General features: G+C 65.1%; 21 protein-coding genes. 9 read left to right on the top strand and 12 right to left on the bottom strand.

Features of this window, described 5'->3' with window-relative positions; translation table 11 throughout:
* Window positions 1-4 precede the first annotated feature (4 nt).
* The 4 genes from AC4PRM_RS11670 to tpiA all read right to left on the bottom strand — a co-directional run bounded on the left by AC4PRM_RS11670 (window position 5) and on the right by tpiA (window position 5,666).
* Window positions 5-2,524, bottom strand: coding sequence for a TonB-dependent receptor (locus AC4PRM_RS11670; protein WP_492039970.1), 2,520 nt, complete (start codon window positions 2,522-2,524; stop codon window positions 5-7).
* Window positions 2,525-2,654: 130 nt separating this feature from the next.
* Entirely contained in the window at window positions 2,655-4,307 is a 1,653-nt protein-coding gene (pyrG, locus tag AC4PRM_RS11665) for a CTP synthase (protein ID WP_492039969.1), read from the bottom strand.
* A gap of 89 nt (window positions 4,308-4,396) precedes the next feature.
* Window positions 4,397-4,828, bottom strand: coding sequence for a preprotein translocase subunit SecG (secG, locus tag AC4PRM_RS11660; RefSeq protein WP_373257431.1), 432 nt, complete (start codon window positions 4,826-4,828; stop codon window positions 4,397-4,399).
* Window positions 4,829-4,916: 88 nt separating this feature from the next.
* On the bottom strand, window positions 4,917-5,666 hold the full coding sequence (tpiA, locus tag AC4PRM_RS11655; RefSeq protein WP_492039968.1) for a triose-phosphate isomerase: 750 nt from the start codon (window positions 5,664-5,666) through the stop codon (window positions 4,917-4,919).
* A 156-nt stretch (window positions 5,667-5,822) separates the two neighbouring features.
* Between tpiA and AC4PRM_RS11650 the strand changes: the two genes are divergently transcribed.
* Together AC4PRM_RS11650 and trpE are read left to right on the top strand one after the other, a co-directional pair.
* Complete coding sequence (locus AC4PRM_RS11650) at window positions 5,823-7,769, top strand: peptidylprolyl isomerase (RefSeq protein ID WP_492039967.1); 1,947 nt, start codon at window positions 5,823-5,825, stop codon at window positions 7,767-7,769.
* Complete coding sequence (gene trpE / locus AC4PRM_RS11645) at window positions 7,766-9,280, top strand: anthranilate synthase component I (RefSeq protein WP_492039966.1); 1,515 nt, start codon at window positions 7,766-7,768, stop codon at window positions 9,278-9,280. Before AC4PRM_RS11650 ends, trpE begins: the two co-directional genes overlap by 4 nt.
* Here the strand turns inward: trpE and AC4PRM_RS11640 are convergent.
* On the bottom strand, window positions 9,277-9,465 hold the full coding sequence (locus tag AC4PRM_RS11640; RefSeq protein WP_373257427.1) for a hypothetical protein: 189 nt from the start codon (window positions 9,463-9,465) through the stop codon (window positions 9,277-9,279). The genes trpE and AC4PRM_RS11640 overlap by 4 nt on opposite strands.
* Before the next feature lie 103 nt (window positions 9,466-9,568).
* Here AC4PRM_RS11640 and AC4PRM_RS11635 point away from each other — a divergent pair, with 103 nt between their 5' ends.
* From AC4PRM_RS11635 to lexA, 4 genes are all read left to right on the top strand, one after another.
* Complete coding sequence (locus tag AC4PRM_RS11635) at window positions 9,569-10,159, top strand: anthranilate synthase component II (protein WP_373257426.1); 591 nt, start codon at window positions 9,569-9,571, stop codon at window positions 10,157-10,159.
* Between the two features lie 2 nt (window positions 10,160-10,161).
* The gene (gene trpD / locus AC4PRM_RS11630) at window positions 10,162-11,196 is read left to right on the top strand and encodes an anthranilate phosphoribosyltransferase (protein ID WP_492039965.1); all 1,035 of its coding nucleotides are present in this window, start codon (window positions 10,162-10,164) and stop codon (window positions 11,194-11,196) included.
* A complete protein-coding gene (gene trpC / locus AC4PRM_RS11625) occupies window positions 11,193-11,999 on the top strand; it encodes an indole-3-glycerol phosphate synthase TrpC (RefSeq protein ID WP_492039964.1) in 807 nt (268 codons plus the stop codon). The genes trpD and trpC overlap by 4 nt, the downstream gene beginning before the upstream one ends.
* Before the next feature lie 91 nt (window positions 12,000-12,090).
* Window positions 12,091-12,780, top strand: a complete 690-nt coding sequence (gene lexA / locus AC4PRM_RS11620; RefSeq protein WP_373257422.1) for a transcriptional repressor LexA — start codon at window positions 12,091-12,093, stop codon at window positions 12,778-12,780.
* Here the strand turns inward: lexA and AC4PRM_RS11615 are convergent.
* Window positions 12,777-14,939: a ComEC/Rec2 family competence protein gene (locus AC4PRM_RS11615; RefSeq protein ID WP_492040093.1), complete on the bottom strand. Its 2,163-nt coding sequence runs from the start codon at window positions 14,937-14,939 to the stop codon at window positions 12,777-12,779. The genes lexA and AC4PRM_RS11615 overlap by 4 nt on opposite strands.
* Here AC4PRM_RS11615 and gltX point away from each other — a divergent pair.
* The 3 genes from gltX (at window position 14,938) to AC4PRM_RS11600 (ending at window position 20,383) form a co-directional block, all read left to right on the top strand.
* Complete coding sequence (gene gltX, locus AC4PRM_RS11610; protein WP_492039963.1) at window positions 14,938-16,365, top strand: glutamate--tRNA ligase; 1,428 nt, start codon at window positions 14,938-14,940, stop codon at window positions 16,363-16,365. The genes AC4PRM_RS11615 and gltX overlap by 2 nt on opposite strands.
* A 61-nt stretch (window positions 16,366-16,426) precedes the next feature.
* Window positions 16,427-17,719: a citrate synthase gene (gene gltA, locus AC4PRM_RS11605; protein ID WP_373257418.1), complete on the top strand. Its 1,293-nt coding sequence runs from the start codon at window positions 16,427-16,429 to the stop codon at window positions 17,717-17,719.
* Between the two features lie 189 nt (window positions 17,720-17,908).
* On the top strand, window positions 17,909-20,383 hold the full coding sequence (locus tag AC4PRM_RS11600; RefSeq protein ID WP_492039962.1) for a DUF305 domain-containing protein: 2,475 nt from the start codon (window positions 17,909-17,911) through the stop codon (window positions 20,381-20,383).
* Between the two features lie 51 nt (window positions 20,384-20,434).
* Here AC4PRM_RS11600 and lpxB read toward each other — a convergent pair whose 3' ends face one another.
* From lpxB to AC4PRM_RS11570, 6 genes are read right to left on the bottom strand one after another with little or no spacing between them, the layout of a single operon-like run.
* Window positions 20,435-21,604, bottom strand: coding sequence for a lipid-A-disaccharide synthase (gene lpxB / locus AC4PRM_RS11595; protein WP_492039961.1), 1,170 nt, complete (start codon window positions 21,602-21,604; stop codon window positions 20,435-20,437).
* Window positions 21,601-22,446 (bottom strand): UDP-2,3-diacylglucosamine diphosphatase, encoded by an 846-nt coding sequence (lpxI, locus tag AC4PRM_RS11590; RefSeq protein ID WP_492039960.1) that lies wholly within the window; start codon window positions 22,444-22,446, stop codon window positions 21,601-21,603. Before lpxI ends, lpxB begins: the two co-directional genes overlap by 4 nt.
* A gap of 10 nt (window positions 22,447-22,456) precedes the next feature.
* Window positions 22,457-23,242 (bottom strand): acyl-ACP--UDP-N-acetylglucosamine O-acyltransferase, encoded by a 786-nt coding sequence (gene lpxA, locus AC4PRM_RS11585; RefSeq protein ID WP_492039959.1) that lies wholly within the window; start codon window positions 23,240-23,242, stop codon window positions 22,457-22,459.
* Window positions 23,242-23,715, bottom strand: coding sequence for a 3-hydroxyacyl-ACP dehydratase FabZ (gene fabZ / locus AC4PRM_RS11580; RefSeq protein ID WP_373257410.1), 474 nt, complete (start codon window positions 23,713-23,715; stop codon window positions 23,242-23,244). Before fabZ ends, lpxA begins: the two co-directional genes overlap by 1 nt.
* A gap of 25 nt (window positions 23,716-23,740) precedes the next feature.
* Window positions 23,741-24,748 (bottom strand): UDP-3-O-(3-hydroxymyristoyl)glucosamine N-acyltransferase, encoded by a 1,008-nt coding sequence (gene lpxD / locus AC4PRM_RS11575; RefSeq protein WP_492039958.1) that lies wholly within the window; start codon window positions 24,746-24,748, stop codon window positions 23,741-23,743.
* A gap of 11 nt (window positions 24,749-24,759) precedes the next feature.
* Window positions 24,760-25,335, bottom strand: coding sequence for an OmpH/Skp family outer membrane protein (locus tag AC4PRM_RS11570; protein WP_373257407.1), 576 nt, complete (start codon window positions 25,333-25,335; stop codon window positions 24,760-24,762).
* Between the last annotated feature and the right edge of the window lie 28 nt (window positions 25,336-25,363).

Below are 25,363 nucleotides of genomic sequence, written 5' to 3'. Positions count from 1 at the left end.
GTCCTCAATACCGGACCGTGAAGCCGACGCCGTAGCTGGCCCCGCGCCCTGCGATGAAGGTCGGCAGGCCCAAGGCGTCGCCCGTATTGCCCGCATCCTTGATGTATTCCTCGTCCAGGATGTTGTCCCCGAACGCTTCCACACCCCAGTTGCCCGAGTTCGGCGCATAGCGGATGCGCAGGTTCAGCAGGCCATAGCTGTCCTGAAACTCGTCCTGAACCAGGTCGGCCACAAAGTTGCGGGTCTGCAATGAAGGCAGGTCGTTGTTGTCGTCGAAAAAGGTCTTGGACTGCCAGGTATAGGTCGGCTGGACCTCGATCCGCCCATCCCCGGCCGTCACCCGCCAGGTCGCACCGATCGACGCCTTGTGGTCCGGCGACAGGCGGAAACGATTGCCGTCGAAGATGCCCGCCTCGAAACGCGAATGGTTGTAGGCATAGGTGGCAAAGACGTCGAAGGCGTCGGAGACCTCATACGTAGTCTGCCCCTCGAAGCCGTAGGAGGTAGCTTCGCCCGCATTGGTGGTGATGAAGGTGGTCCCGTTCTGGATCGTGGTCTGGAAGTTTTCGTAGGCGTAGTGGAAGATCGCGCCTTCCAGACGCAGGCGACGATCCATCAGGGCGGTTTTGGCCCCGACCTCGAAGCTGTCGACCGTCTCGGCGTCGATGACGTTGAAGGTGGGGGCACCCAGCGGTGCGGACGGTCCGCTGACGCTCAGCACCTGGGGACGGCGACCGCGCGCATAGTTGGCATAGACGCTGGCGTCATCGGACAGGGCGTAGCGAGCCGTCAGACGCCAGGTAAAACCGTCGTCCTCCAGATCCTGATAGACGAAATCGCCGTTGTTCGCCGTCGGCTGCGACGTCAGGCCGAACAGGGGCAAGACGTTGGCGGGCAGGTTCACGGCATTAGGGTTGGCAAGGCCGGCCAGTAGTCCTGGCACCTGCGCGGGCGGCACGGCACCGCTAAGGATGGCCAGCAGGCCGCCCGCGATCGAACGGCCATTGGCGACCGAGCTGGCATAGCCGGTGGTCTTGTCGTCGGTCGTGTAGCGCAGACCTGCCGCAAACTCGAGCCGCTCGGTCGCCTTGAACGTCACGTCGGCGAAGATGTCGTAGGAGGTCAGCTCGGCGCTGTTGATCGGGGTTTCAATGTGGCCCGATTTCAGATTGGCCGCGATCGGCGCGGCGAGAGCCCCGGCCCCCAATGGCGTCAGGGCGGCGGTCAGGAAACCTGCCGCCACGGTCGAATAGGCCGCCGACGGCAGGGTGTTGCGGCCCGCCGCCGTCGGCGACCCGTCCAAAAGGCCGCCAAGCTGAGCCAGGGCCATACGCTCGTCGAACTGGGTCGGCGTGCGCTGGAAGCCTTCCTCGCGGAACCAGCCTGCGCCGATGAAGCCGCTGAAACGCCCGCCATCGTCATAGGCCAAGCGGAACTCCTGGCTCCACTGTTCGCCCTGCGCATCCTCGGCCGCCGTCAGCAGCGGCAACGACAGGCCGTCAGCGTCGAACGTCTCATAAGAGTTGAACTCGCGATAGGCGGTGGTCGAATTCAGGCTGATCGACGGAGTCAAATCCCAGCGAACCAGGCCGGTCACGCCCCAGACATCGCGGTCCAGGCCGAGGGTCTTGCCGCCGTCGAAGTTGGCGAACGGCGTCAGGGCCGCGCCCTCCCAAGGTTCCGAGCTGCCCAGCACCGCTCCCGTCGTCGGATCAGACGGCAGGTAGAAGTTGGACTTGAACGATGTGCCCGACGCCTCGTCCTGCTGATAGTTGGCGATAAAGTCGATGCGCAGGGCCTCGGATGGATGCCAAGCACCCGACAGGCGGAAGGCTTCGGTTTCGATGCTGTTGTAGTCCTCGCCGCCCAGCAGGTTCTCGACCGAACCGTCCCGGCTTTTCAGGCGGGTCGCAAAACGCAGGGCCGCGTCATCGCCCAGCGGCACATTGATCATGCCGTCGTAGCGCCCATAGGCATAATCGCCGACCTCCAGAGAAGCGGCAGCGTCGAACACGCCTGGACGCGCACGGTTCTGGACGATGTTGACGGCACCGATCAAAGCCCCACGGCCGTACAGGGTTGACTGCGGACCTTTGGCGATCTCGACCCGCTCCAGATCAAACAGCTCGACGTAGGAGCCGCGCGATTTCGAAATGGACACCCCATCCTGAAACACCGACACGCGAGGCTCGGCGGTCGAAGCGCCCGAATCGGAGGTGATGCCGCGCATCACGAAACCGGGGTTGTTGGGCGACTGGTTCTGCACCAGGAAGCCGGGCACGAAGGCCGACAGCTGATCGAACTCCTGAACGCCCAGTTTTTCCAGGAAGTCGCCCGTATAGGCGGTCAGGGCGAAGGGCACCTCGATCGGATCCTGAGCCCGCAACTGGGCGGTGACGACGATCTCATCCAGTTCTGTCGCGTCCGGTGCGTCCTGCGCAGCAGCAGTGTTTGCCAGCCCGGCAAAGGTCAGTCCTGCCGCCGCACAGAGAAGCCGTGTTCTGAAGCCGATCGAAGTGCGCATGGTGTCCCCCGCTGAAATGCAGGGTCCGGACGTAACCAGCGTTCATGCACGACAAACGACGGTCTGACGCATGAAAGGTGAAGCTATGCCGACGACTCAGTGACGGTCGTTCCGCCCAAGGAGCGAATGGTCAGACCAGTCGGCTCTGCACCACTGCCGCCTCAATGAAGCCGGCAAACAGGGGGTGCGGCGCAAACGGGCGGCTCTTCAGCTCGGGGTGATACTGCACCCCGACGAACCACGGGTGGTCCTCACGCTCGACCGTTTCGGGCAACACCCCGTCGGGCGACAGGCCGGCGAAGATCAGCCCGGCCTTGGCCTCGATGGCCTCGCGGTAGTTGATATTGACCTCATAGCGGTGACGGTGCCGCTCGCTGATGGTCGTCGAACCGTACATCCGGGCGATCTTGGAGCCAGGCTTCAGCGTCGAATCATAAGCCCCCAGCCGCATGGTGCCGCCCAGGTCGCCGCCTTGCTGGCGCAGCACGCGCTGGTTGCCCTGCGTCCATTCGGTCATCAGACCCACGACAGGCTCCGACGTCGGGCCGAACTCGGTCGAAGACGCCTTGGGATATCCGGCGAGGTTCCGCGCCGCCTCGATGACTGCCATCTGCATGCCGAAACAGATGCCGAAATAGGGGATGTTGCGTTCCCGGGCGAAGCGCGCGGCCTCGATCTTGCCCTCTGACCCGCGCTCGCCAAAGCCGCCGGGGACAAGCACCGCATGAGCCCCCTGCAGCCGCTGCTCGCAAGCCTCCGGATCGCCCTCAAAGGTGTCGGCCTCGACCCAGTCGATGTTGACCTTGACGTTGTTGGCGACGCCGCCGTGATGCAGGGCCTCGATCAGAGATTTGTAGGCGTCCTTAAGAACCGTGTATTTGCCCACCACGGCCACTGTGACCTCGCCGTCAGGGTGCAGGCGGCGTTGGGCGATGGTTTCCCAGCGCGACAGGTCCGGCGCGGGCGCGTCGGCCATGCCAAAATGCGCCAGCACCTCGGCGTCCAGGCCCTCGCGGTGATAGTCCAGCGGCACGGCGTAGATATCGTTGGAATCCATCGCCTGTATGACGCCGCTGGGCCGCACGTTGCAGAACAGGCCGATCTTGCGCTTCTCGTCCTCGGGAATCGGAAACTCGCAGCGGCACAGCAGGATGTCCGGCTGGATGCCGATCGAACGCAGCTCCTTGACCGAATGCTGCGTCGGCTTGGTCTTCATCTCCCCGGCCGTCTTGATGAATGGCAGCAGGGTCAGGTGGACGAAGCAGGACTGACCGCGCGGCAGGTCCTGGCCTAGCTGGCGGATCGCCTCGAAGAAAGGCAGGCCTTCGATGTCGCCGACCGTGCCGCCGATCTCGACCAGGACGAAGTCGACGTCATCGCCGTCGTCAGTCAGGGCCGGAGTCAGACAGAACTGTTTGATCTGGTCGGTAACGTGCGGAATGACCTGGACGGTCGCGCCCAGATAATCGCCGCGCCGCTCCTTCTCCAGAATTGTCGAATAGATACGGCCCGTGGTGATGTTGTCGGACTTGGCCGCCGATACGCCCGTGAACCGCTCATAGTGACCCAGGTCCAGATCGGTTTCGGCCCCGTCATCCGTGACGAAGACCTCGCCATGCTGATAGGGGCTCATCGTGCCCGGATCGACGTTCAGATAGGGGTCGAGCTTTCGCAGACGGACCTTGTAACCACGCGCTTGCAGGAGCGCGCCGAGAGCGGCTGAGGCGAGGCCTTTTCCCAATGAGGAAACCACGCCGCCGGTGATGAACACGTAACGGGCCATGGGAAATCACCTTACCGCTGATTCGACGGCATTGCTGGACAGACTATTGGGACGGGAGCGGAAGGCGGGGATAAACTCCCCGCCCATCCTTATTGTGCCGGTGCGGGCTGGGCCGGAGCCGGGGTCGTCGCCGGGGCGGAGGGCTGCGACAGGCTATTCTCCAGGTCCTGCAATGACGGCGCGGCCGGTGCTGCTGGTGTCGGCGCGGCCGGCGTTCCCGCAGGAGCAGTTTGGCCCGACGGCGGCGTGGCCAGTTCCCCGATGGCATTGGGATCAACGATCGACTGGCTGGCCCGCTCGACATTGCCAAGAATGGTCAGGGCCACGGCCAGGACGAAGAAAATGCCCGCGAGCCACCAGGTCGTGACAGTCAGCAGATTGCCCGCACCGCGCGCCGTCATCATGCCAGATGGGCCGCCGCCCATACCGAGCGCGCCCCCTTCGGAGCGCTGGATCAGGATCACGCCTGCAAGCGCGATCGAGACGAGAATCATGGCGACGAGGAGAATGGTCTGGAGCATGGCAGCCGATATGTGTGGCGCGAGGCCGCGCCGATCAAGCGGCGGCGTCTATCATTGTTGATGCGTGGGAGCAAACAGGCTTGAGCGATCAGGCGGCCCGGATAATGCCCAGGAAATCGGCGGCCTTGAGAGAGGCTCCACCGACCAGGGCTCCGCCCACTTCCGGAACGGCCAGGATGTCGGCCGCATTGTCCGGCTTGACCGATCCGCCATACAGGATCGGCACAGCCGCCACGCCAAGACCCAGCCGCTCGATCATGGCGCTGCGCACAGCGCGGTGAACCTCTTCGATCTGCCGAAGCGTCGGCGTCAGGCCCGTGCCGATGGCCCAGACCGGCTCATAGGCGACCGCGAACGATTGTCCGGTCAAAGCGGCTGGCAGGGATTGCATGACCTGACGGCGCACCACCTCTACCGCCTGCCCCGCCTCGCGCTGCGTGAGCGTTTCACCCACACAGACGATGGGAGCCAGGCCTGCGTCGAAAGCCGCCTGAGCCTTGGCGGCGACGACGGCGTCTGTCTCGCCATGCCCCTGACGACGTTCGGAGTGGCCGACGATGACCAGGCTCGCACCGGCATTGGCCAGCATCGCCGCAGACACATCGCCGGTGAAGGCCCCCCTGGGCTCCGGACTGCAATCCTGCCCTCCGATTTCGACGACACTGTCTCTCACACGCTCGACCATGCGATGCACCAAGGTCGCTGGCGGGCACAGGGCCACGCGGCAGGCAGCAGGGTCATTTGTCAGTTCGGAGACCAAGACATCGACCTCGGCCAGATCTGCGGCCAGGCCGTTCATCTTCCAATTTCCGGCGATCAACTTCACGGATTGTTTCATACGGGAATGTCTAGGTCGGGCCCGCCGTCGAATGCAAGATGCCCTGCCCTGCGATCCGACTTGCGCCATCATCCCGTGGCGTCGTCTTGCCGATGGGGGGCGCAAGGCCCTATAGCCCCGGCAATACATTTGACGCCGATCCTTTAGGACCGATTCATGCTGACCCTGTTCCGCAACTTCGCCAAATCCAAATGGGCCGTTGGTCTGCTGGTTCTGATGGGCCTGGCCCTGGTCGTGACTGGCGGCACCCAGATGGATGTCCTGGGCAGCCTGGGCCCCAAACACATCGTCAGCGCTGGCGACCGCAGCATCGACGCGCCCCAGTTCCGGGCCGAAATGGACGCCATCCTTCGTCAACAGGGCGAACAGGCGGGTCGCGCGGTGACCTTCGAGGAACTGACCGCTGGCGGTGGCCTGACGCAATATCTGTCGCAGAAAGCCGAAACGATGGGCTTTCTCGCATGGGCCGCCAAGGCTGGCGTCCGCCCCAGCGCCGAACTGGTTCTGAGCCGCATCCGCCAGGAAAGCGCCTTCTTCGACACGCTGACCGGCAGGTTTAGTCAGGAGCAGTATGTCACCATGCTGCAGCAGAATAATCTGACCCCGGCCATGTTCGAGCAGGAACAGCGCGACGTTTACACCCAGCGTCATATCGGTGCCGCCATGGGGGCCGGGGCCCGCCTGCCGCGCGTGTATGCCGCCGTCCTGGCCAATCAATCGCTGGCCACTCGTGACGCGCGCTGGTTCACCGTCACCCAGGCCATGGCCGGGACAGCCGGGACGCCGACCGACGCCCAACTGACCGCATTCATGGCTGAGAATGCCGCCCAGATTCGTAATCCGGAGTTCCGCAGCGGCACCGTTATCCTGTTCGACAATGCCGCCGATGCCTCTGCCGGGGTGACCGAGGAACGCATCGCCGAACGCTACCGCCTGCGGCAGGAGAGCCTGGCTCAGCCCGAGCGCCGGACGTTCACCACATTGACCGCTCCGAACCGCGAGACAGCGCAGCGCATCTCTGCAGCACTCAAGTCCGGACAGACGCCGCAAGCCGTCGCCCAGGCCAACAATCTTCAGCCTGCCGACTATGCCGAAACGCCGCGCAGCGCTGTGGGCGACCCGGCCGTTGCCGCCGCTGTCTTTGGCCTGGCCGTCGATCAGGTGTCCGACCCCGTCCAGGCTCGTGTCGGCTTTGTGGTTGCCAAAGTCACAGCCATAACCGAGGGCCGCCCGGTCACCCTGGCCGACGTCCGTCCCCAGATCGTCGAGGAGCTTCAGGCTGAGGCCGTACGCGCCGGCATCTTTCGCCGCGTCCAGGCCTATGAGGCGGCTCGAGGCGAGGGCACGTCAGTCGATGATGCTGTAACTCAGGTCGGGGCTCGCGCCCTGCCGGTTCAACTGGTGAGCCAAGACGGTCGCTTCCAGAACGGCTCCCAGTTCAATGGCCCGCCACGGATCCTCGAATCCATGTGGTCCCTGTCCAAAGGCGCAGCCAGCGAGGTCATCGACGCCGGCAACAGCCAGTATTTCGTCGTCCGCCTCGACGAGGTCGTGCCTGCGGCCTTGCCGCCTCTGGCTGAAATCCGCGAGCCCCTCGCCCAGCAATGGGTGCTGCGTGAGAACGCCCGCCTGCTGACTGACCGCTCCAACGCCCTCGCTGCCCGGGTTCGCGGAGGCGAGGACATCGCCGCCGTCGCCGCTTCGGTCGGGGCGCAGGTCCAGACGCGAACCGGCCTGTCGCGCGAATCCCAGGAAGAGGTAGGCCCCGGCGTCTTCCGCGGTGCCTTCACAACCGCCAAGGGCGAGGTGTTCACAGGCCAGCAGACCAACGACAGCTTCGTTATTGGCCGAACCGACGCAATCAATGCCCCGTCCGCGACCGTGGCCGCACCGCTGGCACAGCAGATTGGTCCGCAACTGGGCCAGGAGAACATGAACGGTGTCCTCCAGACTCTCCTGAAAGCGGCCGCAACCCGTACCGAAGTCGGATTCGATGAGCCTGCGGCCCGCGTCGCCCTGGGGCTGCCGGAAACCGCTCCCGCCACTCCGGCAGGCGCGACCCCGGGCGCAGCGACGGCCCCCTCCCCCGCCCCGGCGCAATGACGACAGGCTTCGCGGAGATCCGGTTCGACGATTTCGCGGCAGGCTGGGCCGATAGACGCCCGCAAGTCGTCACGCGTCGGCTGGTCGACGATCTGGAGACGCCGGTCTCGGCCTTTCTGAAGGTCGGGCATGGGCGAACCCACGCCTTTCTTCTGGAATCGGTCGAGGGCGGTGCCGTCAACGGCCGCTATTCGATCATCACCCGTGAGCCTGACGTCGTCTGGCGCTGTCGGGATGGTCAGGCCGAAGTGGCGCGAGGCGCTGCGATCGACACGGCGTCCTTTGTTCAAGAACCGCAGGACGCCCTGACATCCCTACGCACACTGATGGGCGCATCACGATTCACCCTGCCCGACGGCCTCCCCCCCATGGCCGCCGGACTGTTCGGTGTCTTCGGCTATGACATGGTACGGCTGCTGGAGCCCTTGGGCGAGGCCAATCCCGACCCGCTGAACCTGCCCGATGCGGTTCTGACACGCCCGACACTGGTCGCAGTGTTCGATTCCGTCAGCCACGAGATCGTCCTGGTCGCCGCCGCCTATCCCGATGGCGGCGAGGATGCCGAAGCGGCGTGGCAACAGGCGACAGCTCGACTCGACGCCTTCGAGCGCGACCTGCGCACCCCCTTGCCCGCCATTCCCGCTGCCGTGCCCGCCGAGATCGCGTCGTTTGCATCGCCGGTCGATGGCGCGGGCTTCAGCGACCTGGTCGCCAGGGCCAAGAACTACATCGCGGCAGGCGACATCTTTCAGGTCGTGCTAAGCCACCGTTTCTCGGCCCCGTGGGACGGCGATCCGTTTGCCTTCTATCGGTCACTGCGTCGTCGGAACCCGTCGCCCTATCTGTTCTATCTGAACTTCGGTGACTTCCAGCTGGCCGGGTCCAGCCCGGAAATCCTTGTCCGGCTGAAGGATGGTCGCGTCACCATCCGCCCACTGGCCGGTACCCGCCCGCGCGGCGAAACTCCAGTGATCGACCGCGCGCTGGAAGCCGAACTGCTGGCTGATCCCAAGGAGCGCGCCGAACATCTGATGCTGCTGGATCTGGGTCGCAATGACGTGGGCCGCGTTTCGGCCCCCGGCACGGTCGAGGTCATCGAGAGCTTCCGCATCGAACGCTACAGCTCGGTCATGCACATCGTCTCGGAAGTTCAGGGCGCGGCCGACCCCTCGCTGGACGCCGTCGACACCCTGCTGGCCGCCCTGCCCGCAGGCACCCTGTCGGGTGCGCCAAAGGTGCGGGCCATGGAAATCATCGACGAGTTGGAAACGACCAAGCGCGGCGTCGGCTATGGCGGAGGCGTGGGCTACATCTCGGCGGGGGGCGAGGCGGACATCTGCATCGTCCTGCGCACCGCCCTGTTCACCGATGGCCAGATATTCGTGCAGGCAGGCGCGGGCGTCGTGGCCGACAGCGATCCGGCCGCCGAATATGCCGAGACCCGCGCCAAGGCCAACGCCCCGATGCGGGCCGCCGAGGACGCGTGGCGCTACCCGTTCGGCAATCGCTAGCGGGTCTGGCTGATCTCGTCGGGGGCAGGAAAGCTGACACCGGCGCCCAGCACCATCACCCCGGCCATGGCCACCGCCGACACCGCAGCCAAGGCGGCGGCGGCCAGGGTGGCGTAGGCGCTGCCCGTCGAGACAGGCTGGATCGTCAGCAGCAATCGCACCTTGTCGAAGTCTGTCGGCGTCACGGGCTCCTCCATCGAGTGTCCCGAAATCGGACAGAACCGGTTAATGCGCCCTTACTGTCGCGGCACCTTGGCCTCAGCGCCCTCAGCCCCTAGAACCGCCCGCATGATCCTGGTCGTCGATAACTACGACAGCTTTACCTACAACCTCGTCCACTACCTCGCGGAGTTGGGCGCGGAGACGCGCGTCGTGCGCAACGACGACCTGACGGCAGCCGAGGCCTGGGCCTTGAAGCCGGAGGCCGTCCTGCTGTCGCCTGGTCCCTGCACGCCTAACGAAGCCGGCATCTGCCTGGCTCTACTGGACACCGCGCCGCTGGACATGCCGATCTTTGGCGTCTGCCTGGGCCACCAGGCGATGGGCCAGGCGTTCGGCGGCGACGTGATCCGCGCCAAGGCCCTGATGCACGGCAAGACCTCGCCCATGCTGCATGAGGGCAAGAGCGTGTTCGCGGGCCTGCCCTCGCCATTCACCGCGACCCGCTACCACTCGCTGGCGGTGAAACGCGAGACCTTGCCCGATGTGCTGGAGGTCACCGCCTGGACCGCAGACGGCGAGATCATGGGCCTGGCCCACAGGACGCGCCCGATCCACGGCGTTCAGTTCCATCCCGAATCGATCGCTACCGAGCATGGCCACGACCTGCTGGCCAATTTCCTGGACCTGGCCAACGTCAAGCGCCGGGCGATGGTCTGAGCATGGCCGACAATGTGAAGGGCTTGCTAGCAAAGCTGGTCGACGGCCGTGTGCTGTCCAGTGAGGAGGCGCATGCCTTCTTCGCGGCCTGCCTGCGGGGCGAGCCGACCCCGGCCCAGGTCGCCGCGGCCGTCACCGCCCTGCGTATTCGGGGCGAGACGGTGGATGAGATAGCCGCTTTCGCCACCGCCATGCGCGACGCAGCCCTGACGCTGGATCATCCCTACGACGTCATCGACACCTGCGGCACGGGTGGCGACGGCCAGCACACCTTCAACATCTCGACCGCCGCCGCTTTGGTGCTGGCGGGTGCAGGCCTGAAGGTCGCCAAGCACGGGAACCGGGCGCTCAGTTCCAAATCCGGATCGTCGGATGTGCTGTCTGTGCTGGGCGTTAACCTGGCCGCGACACCCGCCCAGCAACTGCGGGCGCTGGAGACGGCTGGCATCGCCTTCCTGTTCGCCCCGACCTATCACGGGGCCATGCGACATGTCGGGCCCGTGCGGGCCGAGATCGGGTTCCGCACCGTTTTCAACCTGTTGGGACCGCTGTCCAATCCGGCGGGCGCCAAACGCCAGGTCATGGGCGTCTACGACCCACGCCTGCTGGAGCCGCTGGCTGAGGTACTGGGCCGTCTGGGGGCCACCCGCGCCTGGACCGTCCACGGGCAGGGCCTCGACGAACTGACCACCACGGGCCCTACCGAGGTGGCGGAATGGAAGGACGGCACCGTGCGCCGCTTCACCGTCACCCCCCAGGACGCAGGCCTGCCGCTGGCGTCCATCAACGACATTCGCGGCGGCGATGCAGAGGTCAACGCCGCCGCCCTGACCGCCCTGCTGGCGGGTGAGCGCGGACCCTACCGCGATATCGTCCTGCTCAACGCGGCCGCCGCTCTGGTGGTGGGCGAGCGGGCCGACAATCTGGCCCAGGGCGTCGATCAGGCCGCCCGCGTCATCGACGACGGCCATGCGGCACAGGCCCTCGCGGCCCTGGTGGCCGCCACCAATACCCCGATCGAGGACGACCCGGCATGACGGACATTCTCAGCCAGATCGCCGCCTACAAGCGCGAAGAGGTTTCCACCCGCAAGGCCCTCACCTCCCAGTCCGCCATCGAAGCCCTTGCTGCGGCCGCCTCGGCCTCGCGCGGCTTTCGTGCCGCGCTGGAACGGCATGTCGAGGACACCGGCCGGCCCGCCCTGATCGCCGAGATCAAGAAGGCCAGCCCGTCCAAGGGACTGATTCGCGCCGACTTCGACCCGCCCGCCCTGGCGCGTGCCTATGAACGTGGCGGTGCCAACTGCCTGTCGGTCCTGACCGATGGGCCCAGCTTTCAGGGTGACGACGCCTTCCTGGGCCAGGCGCGCGACGCCACCGCCCTGCCCTGCTTGCGCAAGGATTTCCTCGTCGATCCGTGGCAGGTGGCCGAGAGCCGGGCGCTGGGGGCTGACTGTATCCTGATCATCCTGGCCATGATCGACGATGCCCTCGCAGCAGACCTGCTAGCCGAGGCCGAGCGGTTCGGCATGGACGCCCTGATCGAGACCCATGACGAGGCCGAAATGGCCCGCGCCTGCATGCTTGTTGCAGATCGGGGCGACGCCCTGGTCGGCATCAATAACCGGTCGCTGCGCACCTTCGAGGTCGATCTGGAGACGACCGCCCGCCTGGCCATGCTCAGCCCCGTCCGCGCCCTGCTGGTCGCCGAAAGCGGCATCTTCACCGCCGACGACATGGCCACTGTTTCGGAGGCGCATGCGCAGGCCGCCCTGGTGGGCGAAAGCCTGATGCGTCAGCCGGACGTCGAGGCGGCGACGCGGGCTTTAATGGCGGCCTGAAACTCGCCTTCTGCCGTTAAGTTGACATTAGGCAAGAACACTTACAGAACATCGCCAACGGTTCACGCCTTGTTCTGGACGATTCGACGCCATGCTCACGCGCAAACAGCACGAACTTCTGATGTTCATTCATGAGCGGATTCAGGAAACGGGCGTCTCGCCCTCCTTCGACGAAATGAAGGAGGCGCTGGATCTGGCGTCCAAGTCGGGCATCCATCGCCTGATCACGGCGCTGGAAGAGCGGGGCTTCATCCGCCGCCTGGCGCACCGGGCGCGGGCTCTGGAAGTGACCAAACTGCCGGATCAGGCCGCGACCGGCGGTCGTGCCGTCCGCGCGCCCTTCCGTCCGGGCGTGATCGAGGGTGGTCGCACCTCGGCCGCCGAGCCCGCCAACGACACGCGCGAACTGTCCCTGATGGGCAAGATTGCCGCCGGCACGCCCATTGCCGCCATCGAGCACGAAACCGCCCGCTATCCGGTGCCGGAATCCATGCTGGGGGCCGGCGAGCACTACATTCTGGAGATCGAGGGCGATTCCATGATCGAGGCCGGCATTCTGAACGGCGATATGGTCATCATCAAGAAGTCCGACAGCGCCAACTCCGGCGAGATCGTCGTCGCCTTGGTCGAGGGCGAGGAAGCCACGCTGAAACGCCTTCGCAAGAAGGGCGGATCCATCGCGCTGGAACCGGCCAACCGCAACTATGAAACCCGCATCTTCGGCCCCGATCAGGTCGAGGTGCAGGGCAAGCTGGTTGGCCTGCTGCGCCAGTATCACTAGGCCCCGTCGGCGGCATCCGCATCGCCGAACCGGCTCCACGGGCGGTCGCCCCTGACGTCTGACGTCCAGACCCCTCGCCAGCCACTGGCTGACGCCGCGTCACGCCACAACTCCACCGCTCCCCCCCGCGCATAATCGGTGCCGTCCAGGATAAGTGTGTCAGAGCATTCGGCTGGCAACGTCGGAACTGAGGAACGCACCGACACGACCTCAGCCGCAGCGCAAAGGCTGGACAACTGCCCGTCCGACGGAGCCTTCTTGCCCCACCAGACGGCGACCGGACCGGCTTTGGCCGTGTCGGGGGCACAGGAAAACCGCGTGCAGGTCCAGCCCTCGCCCTGTCGCTCGACCGGCTCGAGCCCGCGCCTGCGGCTCCAGACATCCACCGCGAACTGGCGGATACCGGGGCGAGTGACAACGGCCTGATCCTCTCGCACGAAGGCCGCCTGTGTGCCGCCGTCTCCGATCCAGAGGTCTGGCGTGGGCGCTCTTGGCCAGATCATGACGGCCATGGCCAGCGGCAGGCCCAACCATCGCAACGGCCCGCGCCAGAGACAGCAGAACAGTACACCGAGGAAGGCGATGGGCAGGACATAGTCCGGCGCGCTGGCCACGGTCTTCACTGCGCCGGGCAGACCCGCCGTCCACGCCCCGATCGCAAGCATCAGTCCAATCCCCTGCCCCGCCAGCCACAGGAAGGGCGCGCCCAGCCCCACCGGCTCCAGCAAGGCCCCCAGCGCCAGCGCCGGCATGATCAGGAAATCCGACAGCGGGGCCGTCGCCAGATTGGCCACCAGCCCGTACATAGCTGTGCGGTTGAAATGCTGCATGGCGAATGGGCCGGTCGCCGCCCCGGCTACCAGACTGGCCATGACCGCCGCCGCCACCCAGACGCCGGTCTGCTGAACGATCCGGATGGGCCAGGGCACCGAGATTTCATGTGGCCGTCGTGGCCAGACCTCCACCAGAGCGACCAGAGCGGCCGTTGCGGCGAACGACATCTGGAACCCCGGCGTGACGATGGCCTCGGGCTGCAGCAGCAGGACGACGAAGGCCGCCACCGCCAGCGCATGCATGGTGATCGCCTGTCGATCCAGCAGAATGGCGATGAAGGCGATGGAGGCCGTGATCGCGGCCCGCTCCGCCGGTGGCGGATGACCCGACACGACCAGATAGGTCCCCACCGCGATCAGCCCGCCCCAGGCCGCCACCTTCTTGCCGGAGACCCTCAGAGCCAGCCACGGCCAGCAGGCCACCAGAAACCGCACCAGAAAGAAGGCGAACCCGCCGACCACCGCCATGTGCAGGCCCGAGATCGACAGGATGTGCGCAAGTCCCGAATCCCTCATGATCTCGACCTCGGCGGGATCCAGCCAGGCCTCCTGCCCCGTGGTCATCGCGGCCGCCACGCCGCCGGTACGCGGCCCCAGCCGCTCCACGATCCGCCGCGCCAGATCGAACCGCATGGCATTCACCGCCATTGCTGCGCGCAGGCTCCAGGGCGGCGGGGCCAGATCGATCGCCCTCGGCTCGCCCAGGCCGAACGCCACGCCTCCGAGGCTCTGGAAGTAGGCGTTTCGTCCGAAATCGTACGCTCCCGGACTGGCCGGAGCCGGAGGCGGATTGATGATGGCGAACAGGCGGATGGCCGTGCCCGGCTCCGGGATCGACCCACGCACTGTCGCCCGCAGCCGCTCCGGCGTGTCCTCAGGCGCTAGACCCCGCACGCGCACCGGGGCGATGACCACACGCGGTCCGGCCGACCCTGGGCTGTCGACGTCGACGACCCAGCCCTCGACCACAGTCGGCTCGGCCATCGCAGGCGCGATGGGGGCCGCCACGGCATCGGTCCGCAGTTTCGAAACAGCCAGGCCCAGGGCGAAACAGGCCAACAGCATCAGAGGCAGGGTCCACAGCCTCGCCGCGCCTCGCCATCGCGAGATCAGCCAGACTCCCGCCGCTACCGCCGCGATCAGAAGAAGCGGCCACAGCGGCGGCTCGACCTTCAGGCCGAAATAGACGGCGCACCCGCCGCCGAATGCCACCGGGGCCCACATGCGCCAGCGCAGGGTCTGGGCCGCAACCTGGGCCGACAGGAAGGCAAGAATCCGCGACGCAGCCGTGGGCTTTGTCGCGGCGGGCGCTATAACGCCCCCCATGACCTCCACGCCCGTCCCCGCCACGTCCGAAGTCGTCACCCGCTTCGCCCCCTCACCGACCGGATATCTGCACATAGGAGGGGCAAGGACGGCGCTTTTCAACTACCTTTACGCGAAAGGCCAGGGCGGGAAGTTTCTGGTCCGCGTCGAGGATACCGATCGCGAGCGGTCGACCGACGATGCGGTCAAGGCCATCTTCGACGGCCTGAGCTGGCTGGAGCTGTTCGCGGACGAAGAGCCCGTCTTCCAGTTCAGCCGCGCCGATCGCCACCGCGAGGTCGCCAACATCCTGCTGGAAACGGGTCACGCCTACCGCGACTTCCTGACCGCCGAGGAAACCGGTGCCCTGCGCGACGAAGCGAAGGCCCAGGGCCGCATCTTCGAATCGCCATGGCGCGACCGTACGCCCAGCGTCGACGACCTTATGCAGCCGCACACCGTGCGGTTCCGACGTCCCGCCGGCGCTGCCGTGCTGGTCGAGGATGCCGTGCAAGGTGCTGTGCGATGGGACTCGGCCTCGCTCGACGACCTGGTGATCCTGCGGTCGGACGGCGCACCGACCTATAATCTGGCTGTGGTCGTGGACGATCACGACATGGGCGTAACCCACGTCATTCGCGGCGACGATCACCTGAACAACGCCGCGCGCCAGAGCCTGATTTACGACGCCCTGGGCTGGGCCCGCCCGACCTTTGCTCACATCCCCCTGATACACGGCCCCGACGGAGCCAAGCTGTCCAAGCGACACGGGGCCCAGGCGGTGCATGAATATGCCGAGATGGGCTATCTGCCCGAGGCCATGCGCAACTACCTGGCCCGGCTAGGCTGGGCGCACGGCGATGACGAGCTGTTTAACGACGAACAGGCGCGGGAATGGTTCGATCTGGACGGCGTGGGCAAGGCCCCGGCGCGGCTGGACTTCGACAAACTGGCCCACGTAAATGCGCATTGGATCCGCCTGGCCGACGACGACCGCCTGGCCAAGATGACGCTGGATGCGCATCTGGCCCGTGGCCACACGTTGGCACCGGATGACGAAGACCGGCTACTGCGGGCCATGCCCTTCCTGAAGGATAGGGCGAAGACCACACTGGAACTGGCGGACCAGTCGAACTTCGTGCTGCGTCAGCGACCGCTGGCGATTTTCGAAAAGGCCCTGCCGCTGCTGACCGGCGAGTCGGGTCAGCGTATCGCCCGCCTGCGGGATCGGTTGAAGCTATTCGCGAGTTGGGACGTCTTCGCCCTCGAAGCCGAGCTGAAAGCCTTTGCCGAGGAAGAAGCCGTGGGCTTTGGCAAGATCGGACCAGCGGTGCGCGCCGCCCTGACCGGCGACGGCGTTTCGCCCGATATAGCCAAGACCTTGGCCGCTTTGGGGCGAGAAGAAAGCCTCGGGCGCTTGGATGATGCGTTGCAACAGACTATCTAACTTTCAGACTGAAACGCGACGGCGCCTCCCCGCGCCAATCGCAAGGGTGCAAGGGGCCTAGATGACCGACACTGCCAAATCCGCCACGCTGACCTATGGCGACAAGTCCGTAGACCTGCCGGTCCTGACCGGCTCGACCGGCCCGGATGTCATCGACATTCGCAAACTGTATGGCGCGACCGACGCCTTCACCTTCGACCCCGGTTTCACATCCACTGCGGCCTGCGAAAGCGCTATCACCTTCATCGATGGTGACGCCGGCATCCTGCTGCACCGCGGTTATCCGATCGGCCAACTGGCGTCGAAGTCCAACTTCGTCGAGGTGTGTCACCTGCTGCTGCACGGCGAACTGCCCACCGCCGCCGAGTACGAGAAGTTCGAAAACAGCATCACGATGCATACGATGCTGCATTCCCAATTCGACCGCTTTTTCGAAGGGTTCCGTCGCGACGCCCACCCGATGTCGATCATGGTCGGGACAGTCGGGGCGCTGTCGGCCTTCTATCACGACAGCCTGGACATTCATGATGCCCGTCAGCGTGAGATTTCGGCGATCCGGCTGATCGCCAAGATGCCGACGATCGCGGCGCGGGCGTACAAATATCACATCGGCCAGCCGTTCGTGTCGCCGCGCAACGACCTGACCTATGCCGAGAACTTCCTGCGCATGTGTTTCGCCGTTCCCGCCGAGGACTATGAGGTCAATCCGGTGCTGGCCAAGGCCATGGACCGCATCTTCACCCTGCATGCCGACCACGAGCAAAATGCCTCGACCTCGACCGTGCGGCTGGCCGGATCGTCGGGTGCAAATCCGTTCGCCTGTATCGCTGCGGGCATCGCCTGCCTGTGGGGTCCCTCGCATGGCGGTGCCAACGAAGAAGCGTTGAACATGCTGAAGGAGATCGGCACCCCGGACAAGATTCCGGAGTTCATCGAGGGCGTGAAAGCCAAGAAATACAAGCTGATGGGCTTCGGCCACCGGGTCTACAAGAACTACGACCCGCGCGCGACGGTGATGAAAGAAAGCGCCGACGAAGTGTTGGCCGCCGTCGGCGATCCCAACGATCCGCTGTTCCAGGTCGCCAAGGAGCTGGAGCGGATTGCGCTGAACGACGAATATTTCATCGAGCGCAAGCTGTTCCCGAACGTCGACTTCTATTCCGGCATCACCCTGTCGGCCATGGGCTTCCCGACCTCTATGTTCACCGTCCTGTTCGCCTTGGCCCGTACTGTGGGCTGGATCGCCCAGTGGCAGGAAATGATCGGCGATCCGTCGCAGAAGATTGGTCGTCCGCGCCAGCTCTATACCGGCCCCACCGAACGCGATTATGTCCCGATCCAGCAGCGGGGCTAGGGTTGAAAGCGCCTTGATACAGTTGGATATTCGAGCTGGATAAATGCGATAGGTGCGAGATATCTGCACAACATAACGCCGGGGTGAAAGCTCCGGCGTTTTCGTTTGTGATCTCCATCTGGAAACCGAGGGTTCCAGTTACGGTAATTCACATGCTACCCCGGATGAAACATCATCTGGGGAGTGATCATGTCGCGCAAAGCCAATCTGTCTGTTCGTAGGCTGCTGGGGTGCTCCGCCGCCGCCGGCGTTCTGATCCTGGCCACCGGCGCAATGGCGCAGCAGGCCCCGATCGTTCAACCGGGGGCTCCGGGCCAGGCATCACGAGCACTGGAAGGGCGCGAGGCCTCGCGCATCGCCGACAACCGCTATTCGGCGGATGATGTGAAGTTCATGCAGGACATGATCCTGCACCACGCTCAGGCTGTGGAAATGGCGGCCCTGGTGGACAGCCGGACCAATACCCAGGCGGTCAAGGACATCGCGGGCCGCATCGACGCCTCTCAAGCCGACGAGATCGAGTTCATGCAGGGCTGGCTGCGCGAACGCGGCGAGACCGCACCCGATCCGGCCCAAGGCCACTCAATGACCGGGATGGATCACTCCGCACATGCGGGAATGGATCACTCGGCGCACGGAAGCATGGCGCACGCCGGCATGCCTGGCATGGCCACAACGGAACAGATGGCTGCCATGGCCGCTGCGAACGGTGAAGCCTTCGACGCCCTGTTTCTGCAGCGGATGATCGCTCACCACGAAGGCGCGGTTAAGATGGTCGCCGACCTTCTGGCGCGCCCCGGCTCGGCCTATGATCCGATCCTGTCGCGCTTCGCCAATGATGTGACGAACGAGCAGCAAGCCGAAATCAACCGCATGACAGCTCTGTTGCGCCAGGCTTCGCCCGACCCCCGAACCACCCTCAGTGCTGGTTTCCGCGATGCCGGTCAGGCCGCCAGCAACATGGAGTTGGTCGCCACCCTGCCCAAGCCGACTGGTTTCTTCGACCCGTCGAACCCCGAGGGCAATCCGCCTCAACTCCCCGCAGCCAACGCCGATGGCGACGCCCGTCGCGGCACCGCAGACCAGGTCAGCCGTCGCGCGCCCTTCCTCAGCTTTGCCAACACGGACATGGCCTTTCAGGGCGACCTGCTGGCCGCCGGAAACTATCACGGCATCAACCTGTACCGGATCACCGAGGCCGCCGAGCCGGAGTTGATCAGCTCGATCGTTTGCCCCGGCGGCCAGGGCGACGTCTCGATCGTCGGCAATCTCATGCTGATGTCGGTCGAGTCCAACAGCGGCCGGGTGGACTGCGGTCGCGAAGGGGTGGGCTCCGAGCCCACGCCCGATCGGTTCCGTGGCGTGCGCATCTTCGACATCTCCGACCGCACCCGTCCGGTGCAGGTCGGCCAGGTCCAGACCTGCCGTGGCTCTCACACGCATTCGGTCGTGGCCGCCGATGAAAATCGTCTGATCGTCTACAATTCCGGCACGGCCAATGTGCGTTCCGAAGAAGAACTGGCCGGCTGCACCGTTGGCCAGCCCGGCGATGCTCGCTCGGCCCTGTTCAGCATCGACGTGATCGAAATCCCGCTGGCCGATCCGTCCCAGGCCCGCATCATCGACAGCCCTCGCGTGTTCGCGGATACCACGACGGGCGAGATCGCAGGCCTGTGGCGCGGCGGCGATCATGGCGACGGCACCCAGACCACGAACCGCACCGATCAATGCCACGACATCACCCTGTTCCCGTCGCGCAACATTGCGGGCGGTGCCTGCTCGGGTAACGGCATCCTGTTCGACATCTCAGACCCGCGTGCACCCAAGCGGCTGGATGCGGTCGTCGACAGCGGGTTTGCCTACTGGCACTCGGCCACCTTCAACAATGACGGCACCAAGGTCGTCTTCACTGACGAATGGGGAGGCGGCGGTCGTCCGCGTTGCCGGGTCCAGGACCCCAAGACCTGGGGTGCCAATGCCATTTATGACATCGTCGACAACAAGCTGGTGTTCCGCAGTTACTACAAGCTGCCTGCCGCCCAGACGGATCAAGAGAACTGCGTCGCGCACAACGGCTCGCTGATCCCGGTCCCCGGCCGCGATATCTTCGTCCAGGCTTGGTACCAGGGCGGACTGTCGATCAGCGACTTCACCGACTCGTCGAACGTGCGCGAGATCGCCTATTTCGACCGCGGCCCGATCAACGCCGAGCGTCAGAGCCAGGGCGGCTACTGGTCCGTCTATTGGTACAACGGCCGCATCTACGGCACCGAGATCGCGCGCGGGCTGGACGTCCTGACCCTGACGCCCAGCGAGCATCTGACCGCCAACGAGATCGCGGCGGCCCAGATGGCCGACGAAGGCGGCACAGTGAACCCACAGCAGCAATTCCCGGTGAAGTGGCCGGCCCACCCCGTCGTAGCCAAGGCCTATCTGGACCAACTGGCCCGCGACAATGCCATGCCGGCAGAGACGATGGCCCAGATGACCGCTGCGCTCGATCAGGCAACACCGCTTGTGGACGGCGGCAGCCGGGACGCTGCAGTTGCGCGTTCGCTGACGGCCATGGCCCGCGATCTTCGCGTCACGGGCACCGACCAAACTGCCAAGCGGATGACGGGCCTGAAGGAAACACTGGAAGGCATTGCGAGTCGTATCGGCTGACGGCGCATCTCTGACGCAAAGACGACGACGCAGTAACAAGAACGCCGGGGTTCAGGCCCCGGCGTTTTTCGTGGAGATGACCTTCAACACCGCCTCGGCCGCCAGCGCAGACGGGTCAGCGGCCTCGCGCCCCATCAGGTCGAGCGCGGCGGTCTGTCGGCGCACCTGATCGGACCGCGCCGCAGGATCGGCCAGAAGCCGTGTGACCTCGGCCGCGACCTTGTCTGGCGTCGCGTCGTTCTGAATCAGCTCGCGCGCGATCTCGGCATCGGCGGCGTGATTGAACAGGGTCGCATATTTTCCGGTGAAGAACGGCTTCATCAGCGCGTAGCTGAGCGGCTGAAACCTGTAGCTGATGACCATCGGCGCACCCGCCAGGGCCAATTCAGTCGAGACTGTACCACTGGTCGCCAGGGCCACGGTCGCGGCGCGCATGGCGTCGTATTTCTCGGCCTCCGATACCATGTGAGCGCGGAACGGCCACGAGGCTACGCGGGCCGTGACGTCCTGCGCGACGGTGCCCGCAGCGACAACAGCGACTTCCAGCGAGGGATCGGAAGCCTTCAAGCTCGCAACAGCTGCTTCATAGACAGGCGTCATCAGACGGATTTCAGACGGGCGGCTACCGGGCAGGACCAGCAGCAGGTTTTCATCCGGCGCTATGCTTCGCGACCGACGGAACTTGACCGGGTCTGCCGTCGACATATCCACGTGCAGGGCTTGAGACCCGACAACCGTGGTCGGCAAGCCTTCGCGCTCGAACCAGGGTGCGTCGAAAGCATAGAGCGCCAGCAGATGATCGACGGTGCTGGCCAGCGTCTTGGCTCTGCCTGGACGCGAGGCCCAGACCTGGGGGCCGACATATTTGATCACAGGCACGCCAGGCAGTTGCGCGCGCAACGCCTTGGCGACGCGAATGGTGAAACCCCAGCTGTCGATCAGGACCACAGCATCGGGCCGCTCCGCCACGGCAAGAGCCGCGGTTTCGGCCACCCGCTGCTTGACCAGACCGTAGGCCTTGAGCCCCTCGATCCAGCCGAGGATCGACAGGGAGGCTATGTCGAAGGGACTGTCGATCCCCTGCTCGGCCATACGGGGCCCGCCGACCCCTACGAAGCGCGCATCCGGTCGCCTGGCCTTCAGGGCCGTGGCAAGGCCCGCACCGAGTGCATCGCCGGACGCCTCAGCGGCGACGAGCATGATCTTGAGTGGCTGGGTCACAGGCGGTCGTCGCCCGGTTCGCCCCAGACGAAGAGGCCGAGGCGATCGGCCGTAGCGACGATGGCGGGGCGATCGATCAGGATCAGCTTTCCTCCAATGCCTCCCACACCTGCCAGGCCGGCTGCAGCAGCCATCTCCAGGGTTCGCGTGCCGATGACCGGCATGTCCACCCGCAAATCCTGGATGGGTTTCGGGGCCTTGCCCAGCACGCCCTTGCGAGAAGATGCAGACCCGCGCAGATCGGAGGGCAGGCCTGCGACACGGGCCAGCATGGAATCGGTGCCCTCCTGAGCCTCGACGGCCAGGACCAAGCCGTCGCAGACGACGGCCCCCTGCCCGATATCCAGTTCGCCTGCCTTCTCCGCAACATGCAGGGCCTTTCGCAGATCCGACAGCTGCTCCGGCGTCGGGTGGACAGCCCCCAGTGCGCCTGCGGTCAGCGTCTCGCCGCCCAGGATGTCGTCGGCCCCTTCGATCGCATAGCCTTCCCCCTCGAAGATCGACAGAATCTTGCGCAGCAGGGCGTCGTCGCCCTTCGTCGCGGCCGCCACGATTCCGGGCAGCAGAGTCGCGCCCTTTAAGTCAGGCTTCAACGTCTTGAAGTCCGGACGGTTGACGGTGCCGGCAAAACAGACCGCGTCGCACCCCGCCTTCTTCAACGCCGAGAGCGTCCGACCGATCTCGGCCATGCCCGCCTCGATGCCCGGGTATCGCGCCAGGTGCGGATCGGCGAACCCAGCCAGACGCACCACGAACACCGGTCGGCCCTCGGCCTCGCAGCGCGCAGCCACAGATACTGGAAGAGCCCCTCCCCCCGCGATCAGGCCCAGCTTGCCCCTCACGATCGCCTCCTCATCGTTCCGGCAAGGCGACGGGGCGCCGGGTGTCTTCACGGATGAAGGCGATGATCTCCTGAATTTCCGGCAGGTCGGCGTATGTCGCGGCGGCTGCGTCAAGCCTGTCAGAAAACAGCCCCTCGCCCTCGAAGATGTCGCGATAGGCGGCCAGAAGGCGGCGCACAGCATCCTTGCCATAGCCCTTGCGCTTCAGCCCGATCAGGTTCAGCCCATGCAGCCGCACGTGATTGCCCCAGGCCGAGCCGTAGGGGATCACGTCACGCGTAACAGCCGACAGGCCGCCCACAATCGCGCCCTGCCCTATCCGCCCGAATTGATGCACCGCCGCCAGGCCACCCAGGAAGACCCGGTCGCCGACCCGCGCGTGGCCGCCAAGGGTGGCGTTGTTGGCAAAAGTGACATTGTCACCGACAACGCAATCATGGCCGACGTGAGCGCCGGTCATGAACAGGCCGTTGGACCCTATGGTCGTCAGCTTGCGGTCGCCCGGCGTGCCCCGATTGAAGGTTACGTGCTCGCGGATCGTATTGTTCTGGCCGATCTCCAGTGCCACGGGCTCGCCCTTGTAGCCACCATGCTGTGGGTCGCCGCCCATGACACAGAACGGGTGGATGGTTGTGCCAGCCCCTACCGTCGTATCTTGCTGGATCACCACATGGCTGGCGATACGGACACCTTCGGTCAGGACGACGTTCGGCCCGATGATCGTCCATGCCCCGATCTCGACACCATCGGCCAGTCGCGCACTGGCATCGACCTGGGCTGTCGGATGAATGCCCATCAGCTGGCGGGCTGATCGACGGTAACAACCATGGCCATGAATTCAGCCTCGGCGGCCAGCTTGCCGTCGATGAAGGTTTCACCCCGGAATTTGTAGGCATCGCCGCGGGCACGGGTCACCTTGACCTCCATGCGCAACTGGTCACCGGGACGCGCGGGTTTGCGGAAGCGAACGCCGTCGATCGACATGAACATGATGACCTTGTCCGCCACGGCCACATCCATCGTCTTGGACATCAGGAGCGCGCCGGTCTGAGCCATCGCCTCAACGATCAGAACACCGGGCATGACGGGATCGATGGGGAAATGGCCGGGGAAAAAGGGCTCGTTGTGGGTGACGTTCTTGATGCCCGTAATCGACGTCGCGGGAACGAAGTTCTCGGCCTTGTCGACCAACAGAAAGGGGTAACGGTGCGGCAGGCGGCGCATCACCTCGGCATAGTCTATGTTGATGCTGGTGGTCGTGTCGGTCATTCCTGGGCTCTCTGAGCGTCGGCGCCTACGAACGCGCCTTTCCCGAGACCTGTTTGGCGAGCCAGATCGCTTCGCGCAAGGATTGTCGCAGGGGTTTAGCCGGATATCCGGACCAGGTTTCGCCCGGCGGTATGTCGGCCAGAACGCCGGCTCCGCCCGCGACACGGGCACCGGTCCCAATGGTGATGTGGTCGCCGACCCCCGCCTGGCCGCCGAACATGACATTGTCACCGACGGTGACGGAGCCGGAGATTCCGGTGAGGGCGGCCATCAGGACATTGCGGCCGATCACACAATTATGGCCGATCATCACGAGATTATCGATCTTGGAGTTCTCGCCAATGACGGTGTCGTCGTAGGCTCCCCGATCGATGCAGGTGTTGGCCCCGATGGTGACGCCATCCTGAATGATCACCCGACCCAGCTGGGGGATGTCGATAGGCCCGGAACTGGAACCCGCAGCGCCAAAACCGGCCTCGCCTATACGCGCGCCGGCGTAGAGACGAACCCGGTCGCCAATCAAGGCGAAACCGATGCTGACATTGGAGCCGATCTGGCAATCCCGGCCGATCTGGACACCCGGGCCGATGACTGTATTCGCCCCGATGCGAGTACCCCGACCGATACGAACACCCGCGCCGAGGACGACTCCCGGCTCTAACATCACCGTGTCATCCTCTGCCACATCGGCAAGATCCGACTGTAGATCCAGGACCAAGGGCCGGTGGAACAACGAAGCGGCCCGCGCCCAGGCCGCCTGAGGCTCGCGAGAAACGATCACCCCTGCGTCGGCCGAAGCTTTCTCGATGGCAAAGTCTGGCAGGATCACGCACGCGGCCTGGCTGTCGGCGAGAGCAGGCAGGAAACGCTTGTCGCTCAGGAAGGCGACATCAGTCGAGGAGGCACCGGCCAAAGGCGCTACGGCGGAGACCTTTCGATCTCCGCCGCGAAGAACCTCACCGCCGATCCGCTTCGCCAGTTCGTCGACACCGAGGCAATCGACAGCTTTCTGAAAGAAGCGCGGATCAGGCATTGCAGAGCGGCCTATTGCTGCGGTTGGGCCGGCGGCGTCATGCGATTAAAGGAAAGCGACGGAAGGGCTGCATTAAGGCGCTCGATGGCCGTTGGCGTAATATCCATTGCCGGATTAGCGCTATACACGGCAGTACGATTCAGCAGAACACTGCAGCCACGTTCCTGATAGAGCGCGATTACGATTGGCTCGACAGCAGTTCCGATGGCTTGCAGTTGCATGCCCTGCGTATACTGGAGTTCATTGCGACGGGTCTGCTCCAGTTGTTGCGCCTCTTCGGCGCGCGTTTGAAGGGCGCGACGACGTGAACCGTCTGCATCTGCGGCTTCACCGCCCTGCTGAAGCGACTGTACCTCGGTCTGAATCGCCGAAGCATAAGGGGCCAGTTCGCCCTGCACTTCGGTCAGCAAACGTTGCATCCCTGTCTGGACGGACTGGCCAGCGGTGGAACGCGCCAGAACTTCTTCGTTGTCATAGACGCAGATGCCGGCAATCGGGGCACCATGCGTGATATTGGCAGTTTGGGCGGCGGCCGAACCTGCGGCCAGCGAAGCAAGGGCAAATGCCCCAATAGCGATCAGTTTCATGGTCTACCTTTAATAACGGCGGGAGCCG

This window comes from Brevundimonas sp. DW-iso22 (genome assembly GCF_058725425.1).
The sequence above is the reverse complement of the archived record's forward strand: the minus strand, read 5'-3'. Positions and strand labels throughout refer to the sequence as shown.

Excerpts from the sequence above, each read along its gene's own strand:
- trpD (WP_492039965.1), top strand. The coding sequence starts at position 10,162 with ATGGCCGACAATGTGAAGGGCTTGCTAGCAAAGCTGGTCGACGGCCGT.
- trpE (WP_492039966.1), top strand. The coding sequence starts at position 7,766 with ATGACGACAGGCTTCGCGGAGATCCGGTTCGACGATTTCGCGGCAGGC.
- pyrG (WP_492039969.1), bottom strand. The coding sequence starts at position 4,307 with ATGGCCCGTTACGTGTTCATCACCGGCGGCGTGGTTTCCTCATTGGGA.
- gltA (WP_373257418.1), top strand. The coding sequence starts at position 16,427 with ATGACCGACACTGCCAAATCCGCCACGCTGACCTATGGCGACAAGTCC.
- AC4PRM_RS11650 (WP_492039967.1), top strand. The coding sequence starts at position 5,823 with ATGCTGACCCTGTTCCGCAACTTCGCCAAATCCAAATGGGCCGTTGGT.
- AC4PRM_RS11615 (WP_492040093.1), bottom strand. The coding sequence starts at position 14,939 with ATGGGGGGCGTTATAGCGCCCGCCGCGACAAAGCCCACGGCTGCGTCG.
- tpiA (WP_492039968.1), bottom strand. The coding sequence starts at position 5,666 with ATGAAACAATCCGTGAAGTTGATCGCCGGAAATTGGAAGATGAACGGC.
- AC4PRM_RS11600 (WP_492039962.1), top strand. The coding sequence starts at position 17,909 with ATGTCGCGCAAAGCCAATCTGTCTGTTCGTAGGCTGCTGGGGTGCTCC.
- trpC (WP_492039964.1), top strand. The coding sequence starts at position 11,193 with ATGACGGACATTCTCAGCCAGATCGCCGCCTACAAGCGCGAAGAGGTT.
- AC4PRM_RS11670 (WP_492039970.1), bottom strand. The coding sequence starts at position 2,524 with ATGCGCACTTCGATCGGCTTCAGAACACGGCTTCTCTGTGCGGCGGCA.
- lpxA (WP_492039959.1), bottom strand. The coding sequence starts at position 23,242 with ATGGGCATTCATCCGACAGCCCAGGTCGATGCCAGTGCGCGACTGGCC.
- AC4PRM_RS11635 (WP_373257426.1), top strand. The coding sequence starts at position 9,569 with ATGATCCTGGTCGTCGATAACTACGACAGCTTTACCTACAACCTCGTC.
- AC4PRM_RS11570 (WP_373257407.1), bottom strand. The coding sequence starts at position 25,335 with ATGAAACTGATCGCTATTGGGGCATTTGCCCTTGCTTCGCTGGCCGCA.
- secG (WP_373257431.1), bottom strand. The coding sequence starts at position 4,828 with ATGCTCCAGACCATTCTCCTCGTCGCCATGATTCTCGTCTCGATCGCG.
- lpxD (WP_492039958.1), bottom strand. The coding sequence starts at position 24,748 with ATGCCTGATCCGCGCTTCTTTCAGAAAGCTGTCGATTGCCTCGGTGTC.
- lexA (WP_373257422.1), top strand. The coding sequence starts at position 12,091 with ATGCTCACGCGCAAACAGCACGAACTTCTGATGTTCATTCATGAGCGG.
- fabZ (WP_373257410.1), bottom strand. The coding sequence starts at position 23,715 with ATGACCGACACGACCACCAGCATCAACATAGACTATGCCGAGGTGATG.
- gltX (WP_492039963.1), top strand. The coding sequence starts at position 14,938 with ATGACCTCCACGCCCGTCCCCGCCACGTCCGAAGTCGTCACCCGCTTC.